Raw genomic sequence first — 7,677 nt, forward strand, 5'->3', positions numbered from 1 at the left:
TTTTCTTTTGCGTTTTGGCGGTTTTGAGCCCCCGCCGCAAGATGCGGTCGAGTTCGCCGAGAAATCGCGAACGGTCCTGCGGGGCGAAGCTGGCATTGTAGCCCTTGCTTTCGCCGGTCTCGCGCAAGTGCTGCTTGAGATCGCGCATCGCCACCGCCATGCCGATCGTTTCCGGCGTGAAGGGGCGCCCGGTCGGTCCAAGCACGTGCGCGCCGAGTGCCACCGCGCGGGCGGCAAGCGGAATGTCCGCGGTGATCACGATGTCGTTGGATTTTGCGTTTTCGACAATCCAGTCGTCGGCGGCGTCGGCGCCCTTGGACACCACGACGTTGCGGATCATCGGGTCGCGGGAGGGGCGCAAGCCACCATTGGAGACGTAAGTGACGACGACGCCATGGCGCTCGGCGACTTTTTCGACCTCGGCTTTGACCGGGCAGGCGTCTGCGTCGACGAGAATGGCGGGTGAGGGCATTGTCTCTCCAGAACGAGCAGGGGCCGGAAACTTGTCCGGCCCCATACCTGAAATCTCACGACTGTCAGGCCGGCAGTGCGCCGGACTTCTTCGCCGTCCAGGTCGCGATATAGTCCATCAGGCCGGGGTTGAGGCAGTCATAGGGCTCCAGTCCGATTGTCTTCAACTGCGCACGGATGCCGTCCATCCGCTTTGGATCGACGCCGGACTCGATGATCGACGAGACGAAAGCGGTGAAGCCCGGCGGCGACCAGCCGTCCTCCTCGAAGCGCTCGGGATGGATGAAGGACAGGCCCTTGAACGGGTGGTCGCGCTCGACCGGTCCGTGCATGTGGACGCCGCAGCCGGTGCAGGCATGGCGCTGGATCAGCGCCGAGGGGTCCACCACCTTGAGCTTGTCGCCGTTCTCTGTGACGGTGACGTCGCCGGTGCCAGCCACGGCAACCACCGAGAACACCGCGCCTTCCGGCTTCCAGCATTTGGTGCAGCCGCAGGCGTGGTTGTGGGCGATCTGCCCCTTGACCTTCACCTTGACCGGTTTGCTGGTGCAAGCACAGACCAGCGTGCCGCCGGCAAAGCTCGCGCTCTCCTTGGGCAGGCCGTTGTCGATTTTCGGATGCAGTTTCTCCGCCATTCTTTTCTCCTCCCAGTTGTGAACCACAGAGGTCGCTGGCCGGTCGGTCGGCGGCTTGTGGCTTTCCTCAGTAAACGACGACGCTTCGGATCGACTTGCCCTCATGCATGAGGTCGAACCCTTTGTTGATGTCTTCCAGTTTCAGCAAATGGGTGATCATCGGATCGATCTGGATCTTGCCGTCCATGTACCAGTCGACGATCTTCGGCACGTCGGTGCGGCCGCGCGCGCCGCCGAAGGCGGTGCCCATCCAGGTGCGTCCGGTGACCAGTTGGAACGGCCGCGTCGAGATTTCCTGGCCGGCGCCGGCGACGCCGATGACGACCGACTTGCCCCAGCCGCGATGCGAGGCTTCCAGCGCCTGACGCATGACCTTGGTGCTGCCCGTGCAGTCGAATGTGTAGTCGGCGCCGCCGATCTGGTCGGCGCCGCGCTTGGTCATGTTGACGAGGTGGGGGACGACATCGCCGTCGATCTCCTTCGGATTGACGAAATGCGTCATGCCGAATTTCTCGCCCCAGGCCTTCTTGTCGTTGTTCAGGTCGACGCCGATGATCATGTCGGCGCCGGCAAGCTTCAGGCCCTGGATGACGTTGAGGCCGATGCCACCGAGGCCGAAGACCACGGCAGTCGCGCCTTGCTCGACCTTGGCAGTGTTGATGACCGCACCGATGCCAGTGGTCACCCCGCAGCCGATGTAGCAGATCTTGTCGAAGGGTGCGTCCGGGTTGACCTTGGCCAGCGCGATCTCGGGCAGCACGGTGAAGTTGGAGAAGGTCGAGCAGCCCATATAGTGGAAGATCTTGTCCTTGCCGATCGAGAAGCGCGACGAGCCGTCGGGCATCAGGCCCTGGCCCTGCGTGGCGCGGATAGCGGTGCACAGATTGGTCTTGCGCGACAGACAGGACGGGCACTGCCGGCATTCCGGCGTATAGAGCGGGATGACATGGTCGCCCTTCTTGACGGAGGTGACCCCTTTGCCGACATCGACCACCACACCGGCGCCCTCATGGCCGAGGATGGCCGGGAACAGGCCTTCGGGATCGGCGCCCGACAGCGTGAATTCGTCGGTATGGCAGATGCCGGTCGCCTTGATCTCGACCAGCACCTCGCCCTCGCGCGGACCGTCGAGGTCGACCTCCATGATCTCCAGCGGCTTTCCGGCGGCGACAGCGACAGCGGCGCGGGTTTTCATCAGGCAATTCCTCCAGAGGCGATTTTTGCGCAAGCTTTCAGGTTTTGCCTTGGCGATCAACAGCTAGCTGGTTCCAGGCTTGGGCCAGCATGGAGAATTCTAATCCAAATCGATTGAAAGACCGCGATTGACCCGGCCGGCTTGACCACGCCAGCACAGGCCATAAAAGGAACGGCCGACCCGAGGGATGACATTCCGCATGTTCACCAAAATCCTGATCGCCAACCGTGGCGAGATCGCCTGCCGCGTCATCAAAACGGCGCGCAAGATGGGCATCGCCACGGTTGCCGTCTATTCCGATGCCGACCGCGATGCCGTGCATGTCGAGATGGCCGACGAGGCGGTGCATATCGGGCCTTCGCCCGCGGCGCAAAGCTATCTCATCCCTGAAAAGATCATCGCCGCCTGCAAGGAGACAGGCGCTCAGGCTGTGCATCCCGGCTACGGGTTCCTGTCCGAGCGGGCGGCCTTCTGTGAGGCGCTGGAAGCGGAAGGCATCACCTTCATCGGCCCGAAGCCCAAGGCGATCAGGGCAATGGGCGACAAGATCGAATCGAAGAAGTTCGCCAACGCCGCCAAGGTTTCCACGGTACCCGGCTGGCTCGGCGTCATCGAGAATGCCGACCATGCCGAAAAGATCGCCGGCGAGATCGGCTATCCCGTGATGATCAAGGCCTCGGCCGGCGGCGGCGGCAAGGGCATGCGTATCGCCTGGAGCCAGTCGGAAGTGCGCGACGGCTTCGACCGAGCCCGTTCGGAAGCCAAGAGCTCGTTCGGCGACGACCGCGTCTTCATCGAGAAATTCGTCGTCGATCCGCGCCATATCGAGATCCAGGTGTTGGCCGACGCGCATGGTAACGCGCTCTATCTCGGCGAGCGCGAATGCTCGATCCAGCGCCGCAACCAGAAGGTGGCGGAAGAGGCGCCGTCGCCATTTCTTGATGCCGAGACACGCAAGGCCATGGGCGAGCAGTCAGTGGCGCTGGCTAGGGCCGTTGACTATCAGAGCGTCGGCACGGTCGAATTCATCGTCGACAAGGACAAGAACTTCTATTTCCTTGAAATGAATACACGATTGCAGGTCGAGCATCCGGTGACGGAGCTCGTCACCGGCATCGATCTGGTCGAGCAGATGATCCGCGTCGCCGCCGGCGAAAAGCTCGCCTTAAAGCAAAGTGATATCAAGCTGAACGGCTGGGCGGTGGAAAGCCGGCTCTATGCCGAAGATCCGTACCGCAATTTCCTCCCCTCGATCGGCCGGCTGACGCGCTACCGGCCGCCGGATGAAGGACAATTCGGCGATGTCGTCATCCGCAACGACACCGGCGTCACCGAAGGCTCCGAAATCTCGATGTTCTACGATCCGATGCTCGCCAAGTTATGCACCTGGGCGCCGACGCGTTTGGAAGCGATCGATGCCATGTCGGAAGCGCTCGACAGCTTCGTCGTCGACGGCATCGAGCACAACATTCCGTTCCTGGCTGCCTTGATGCAGCATCCGCGCTGGCGGGAAGGGCAGATATCGACCGCTTTCATATCAGAGGAATATCCCGACGGCTTCGCGCCGGTCGTACCGAACAACGATGAGAAAGCCGTGCTGGCGTCGATCGCGACCGCGGTGGAACTGCTGCGCCGCGACCGGCTCGACCGGCTGGGCGGGCGGCTGGCGCCGCATTCGGGAGCGCTGAAGCGCGACTGGGTGGTGAAGATCGGCGATGACTATCTGTTGGCGTCGATCCTCGAGGGCATGATTTCCATCCCGATGGAAATCGATCTGTCGATTGAGGGCGGCAAGGCGCTGACCGTTGCATCCGACTGGCGGCCGGGCGATCTGATCTGGCGCGGCAAGGTCGGCAAGCGCAAGGTTACGGCTCAGATCAGGCCGGTTGCCAATGGCTTTCGCATTGCCTGGAAGGGCATGTCGGTGACCGCGCGCGCCATGCTGCCGCGCACCGCCGAGCTGGAAAGGCTGATGCCCGAAAAGATAGCGCCGGACACGTCGAAACTGCTGCTTTGTCCGATGCCTGGCCTTGTCGTGTCGATTTCCGTTGCCGAAGGCCAGGAAGTCAAGGCCGGCGAGACGCTGGCGGTGGTCGAGGCGATGAAGATGGAAAACGTGCTGCGCGCCGAACGCGATCTGGTGATCTCGAAACTCAACGCCAGGCCGGGTGACAGCCTGGCGGTTGACGCGGTGATCATGGAATTCGCCTGATTTTTTGCGCCGCAATCGAGGACGGGCAGGCAGCCGCTCCTCGATCTCGGGGTCAAGCGGGCGCGGCCACCATGCTCTGGTCTGTAATGACGTAGACGCAGGCGCGGCAGGCGTCGGCGCCGTGCTGACTGTGCCAGCGGCAGGAGCCGCGAATGGCGCAGCTCGGCAGGTTTTCAGCCGGCGCAATCATCTGCTCGGCCATGCCGGTTAGCACCTTTTCGATGACGCCGCAGGAATTGCCGGTCCATTGCTTGCATTTGCCCTCGACGCAACGGCTGGCAAAGCGGAAGCGCGCTTCCGGGGCGCCGGCCTCGCTTGCCTGTTCGACGAATTCGGCGTCGATTTCGAACCGCTTCGGGATCGGCCGCACGATGCCGTCCGGCCCGACCACGCCGATCAGCAGCGCTCCCGCTTCGGCGCGAGCGCTCGGGCAGGACTTTTCGCCCCCGTCGACGAGCTTGGGGCTGATTGGAACCGGTTTCATATCTGCCAGAGCGCGCCACATGTTCAGCACATCATCCCGACAAAACGGCTAGCCATGAGAATTTCCCTGTTGAAAGACGATTTCACAATGGCAGTGTGCGATTGGCGCGCTCCGTCGACCATGAAGCGCTTCACACCGGTCCCGGATCGGCCTGGCGGCCGGCGGCCACGAGGTTTCCGGGTATGGGCAAGGCGGCGGGACCGAGAACGCTGGCAGGTCAAAGCGCGGGAGCCTAGATTAGGGCGGCAAGTCAAGATTCGCGGATCAGATTGAAAGCAAGGACCCGGTGGCCGACGAAAAACTTCCCCGCGACCCCCTGAAGCGCGAAGCCGCGATAGCAGCCGCGCGGCCGGAGGCGCCGGCGCGGCCCTTCGTCCATCTGCGCGTGCATTCGGCCTATTCGCTGCTGGAAGGCGCCTTGCAGATCGGCAAGGTGGTGGCTCATGCGGTCAAGGACGAAGCCCCGGCCATTGCCGTCACCGATACCAACAATCTGTTCGGCGCGCTTGAGTTCGCGCAGAAGGCGGTCAAGGACGGCATCCAGCCAATCATCGGCTGCCAGACTGCGCTCGCCTTTTCCGGCGAAAACATCGATGGCCAGCGTGATCGCAGGCGGCAAGGTCCCGATATGCGGCCGGTCGTCCTGCTTGCCGCGACCGAAGCCGGCTATTCCAATCTGGTCAGGCTGGTCAGCCGCGTCTACCTCGAAACGCCGCCCGGCGAGGCCGTGCACCTTACCACCGAAATGATGCAAGGCTATTGTGACGGGCTGATCTGCCTCAGCGGTGGACCGCGCGGCCCGATCGGCATTGCGCTCAAGGATGACCGCCGCGATCTAGCTGAGGCACGGCTTTTGACCCTCAAGGCGATGTTCGGCGACCGGCTCTATGTCGAGCTGGACCGGGTATCCGGCTATGATCGCGTGATCGAGAAATCCTCGGTCGATTTGGCTTATGCCCATGAACTGCCTCTGGTCGCCACCAACGAGGCGTTCTTCTCGGCCCGCGACGACTATGACGCGCATGACGCGCTGATCGCCATTGCTGAGGGTTCGGTCGTCGCCGCCGACAATCGTCGTCGGCTGTCACCGGACAATTTCCTGCGCAGCCAGGCCGATATGGCCAGGCTGTTCGCCGACCTGCCGGAAGCGATCGACAACACCGTCGAGATCGCGCTGCGCTGCTCCTACTACCCGAAGAACCGCAACCCGATCCTGCCGCGCTTCACCGGCGGCGATGTCGCCGACAATGACGCAGCCGTGCAGGCGGAAGCCGACGAACTGGCCCGCCAGGCGCATGAGGGGCTCGACGCGCGGCTGGCCGCGCATGGCCCGACAGCCGGCTACACGGTCGAGCAGTATCGCGAGCGGTTGAATTTCGAGCTCGGCATCATCACCAAGATGAAGTTTCCCGGCTACTTCCTGATCGTTGCCGACTTCATCAAATGGGCGAAGGCACAGGGCATTCCGGTCGGGCCGGGACGCGGTTCGGGCGCAGGCTCGCTGGTCGCCTATTCGACGACCATCACCGACATCGATCCGTTGCGCTTCTCGCTTCTGTTCGAGCGCTTCCTCAATCCCGACCGCGTGTCGATGCCCGACTTCGACATCGACTTCTGCCAGGATCGCCGCGAGGAGGTCATCCGCTACGTCCAGCAGAAATACGGTCGCGACCAGGTCGGCCAGATCATCACCTTCGGGACGCTGCAGGCCCGCGCCGTGCTGCGCGACGTCGGCCGCGTGCTGCAGATGCCCTACGGCCAGGTCGACAAGCTCTCCAAGATGGTGCCTCAGAATCCGGCCAATCCGGTCAAACTTGCCGACGCCATCGCCAACGAGCCGCGCTTTGCCGAAGAGGCCGAGAGGGAGCCGATCGTCCAGACGCTGCTCGACATGGCGCAGAAGCTGGAAGGCCTTTACCGCCACGCCTCGACGCACGCCGCCGGCATCGTCATCGGCGACCGGCCGCTGTCGGAACTGGTGCCGATGTACCGCGATCCGCGCTCGGACATGCCGGTCACCCAGTTCAACATGAAATATGTCGAGCAGGCCGGGCTGGTGAAGTTCGACTTCCTCGGCCTGAAGACGCTGACGGTGCTGGAAACGGCGGTGAAGCTGATTCGCCGGCGCGGCATCGAAATCGACCTGGCGACGATCCCGCTCGACGATCCCGACACCTATGCCATGCTGTCGCGCGGCGAGGTGGTCGGCGTGTTCCAGGTGGAAAGCGCCGGCATGCGCAAGGCGCTGATCGGCATGCGGCCCGACTGCATCGAGGACATCATCGCGCTGGTCGCGCTCTACCGGCCGGGGCCGATGGAGAACATCCCGACCTACAATGCCCGCAAGCATGGCGAGGAGGAGATGGCCTCGATCCATCCCAAGATCGACCATCTGGTGAAGGAGACACAGGGCGTCATCGTCTACCAGGAACAGGTGATGCAGATCGCGCAGGAGCTGTCCGGCTATTCGCTCGGCGAAGCCGATCTGCTGCGCCGCGCCATGGGCAAGAAGATCCGCGCCGAGATGGACAAGCAACGCGAGCGCTTCGTCTCCGGCGCGGTCGAGCGTGGCGTCGGCAAGCCGCAAGCCGACTTCATTTTCGACCTGCTGGCCAAGTTCGCCGACTATGGTTTCAACAAATCGCACGCTGCCAGGAACTCGACCGGATAATGCCTGTCT

Annotated in this window: 5 protein-coding genes and 1 pseudogene; 2 read left to right on the top strand and 4 right to left on the bottom strand. The window is 63.2% G+C overall.

The window, feature by feature from the left end:
• The 3 genes from EN993_RS27420 to EN993_RS27430 form a co-directional block, all read right to left on the bottom strand.
• Nucleotides 1-472, bottom strand: a 472-nt coding sequence (locus EN993_RS27420; RefSeq protein WP_127265324.1) for a YaiI/YqxD family protein, incomplete at its 3' end; no start/stop codon positions are given.
• A gap of 64 nt (nucleotides 473-536) precedes the next feature.
• Entirely contained in the window at nucleotides 537-1,106 is a 570-nt protein-coding gene (gene gfa, locus EN993_RS27425) for an S-(hydroxymethyl)glutathione synthase (protein ID WP_109671497.1), read from the bottom strand.
• 67 nt (nucleotides 1,107-1,173) lie between these two features.
• Entirely contained in the window at nucleotides 1,174-2,301 is a 1,128-nt protein-coding gene (locus EN993_RS27430) for an S-(hydroxymethyl)glutathione dehydrogenase/class III alcohol dehydrogenase (protein WP_109671559.1), read from the bottom strand.
• A 199-nt stretch (nucleotides 2,302-2,500) separates the two neighbouring features.
• Between EN993_RS27430 and EN993_RS27435 the strand changes: the two genes are divergently transcribed.
• Nucleotides 2,501-4,513: an acetyl/propionyl/methylcrotonyl-CoA carboxylase subunit alpha gene (locus EN993_RS27435; protein WP_109671496.1), complete on the top strand. Its 2,013-nt coding sequence runs from the start codon at nucleotides 2,501-2,503 to the stop codon at nucleotides 4,511-4,513.
• A gap of 52 nt (nucleotides 4,514-4,565) precedes the next feature.
• Here EN993_RS27435 and EN993_RS27440 read toward each other — a convergent pair whose 3' ends face one another.
• Nucleotides 4,566-4,997 (bottom strand): hypothetical protein, encoded by a 432-nt coding sequence (locus EN993_RS27440; RefSeq protein WP_245462838.1) that lies wholly within the window; start codon nucleotides 4,995-4,997, stop codon nucleotides 4,566-4,568.
• A 316-nt stretch (nucleotides 4,998-5,313) separates the two neighbouring features.
• Here EN993_RS27440 and dnaE point away from each other — a divergent pair.
• Nucleotides 5,314-7,650: pseudogene (gene dnaE / locus EN993_RS27445) on the top strand (DNA polymerase III subunit alpha); the annotation flags it as partial.
• Between the last annotated feature and the right edge of the window lie 27 nt (nucleotides 7,651-7,677).

The sequence above is a fragment of the Mesorhizobium sp. M7D.F.Ca.US.004.01.2.1 genome (genome assembly GCF_003997785.1).
GTDB classification, from domain to species: domain Bacteria; phylum Pseudomonadota; class Alphaproteobacteria; order Rhizobiales; family Rhizobiaceae; genus Mesorhizobium; species Mesorhizobium loti.

Coding starts and splice junctions, on each gene's coding strand:
- EN993_RS27435 (WP_109671496.1), top strand. CDS start 2,501: ATGTTCACCAAAATCCTGATCGCCAACCGTGGCGAGATCGCCTGCCGC.
- gfa (WP_109671497.1), bottom strand. CDS start 1,106: ATGGCGGAGAAACTGCATCCGAAAATCGACAACGGCCTGCCCAAGGAG.
- EN993_RS27440 (WP_245462838.1), bottom strand. CDS start 4,997: ATGAAACCGGTTCCAATCAGCCCCAAGCTCGTCGACGGGGGCGAAAAG.
- EN993_RS27430 (WP_109671559.1), bottom strand. CDS start 2,301: ATGAAAACCCGCGCCGCTGTCGCTGTCGCCGCCGGAAAGCCGCTGGAG.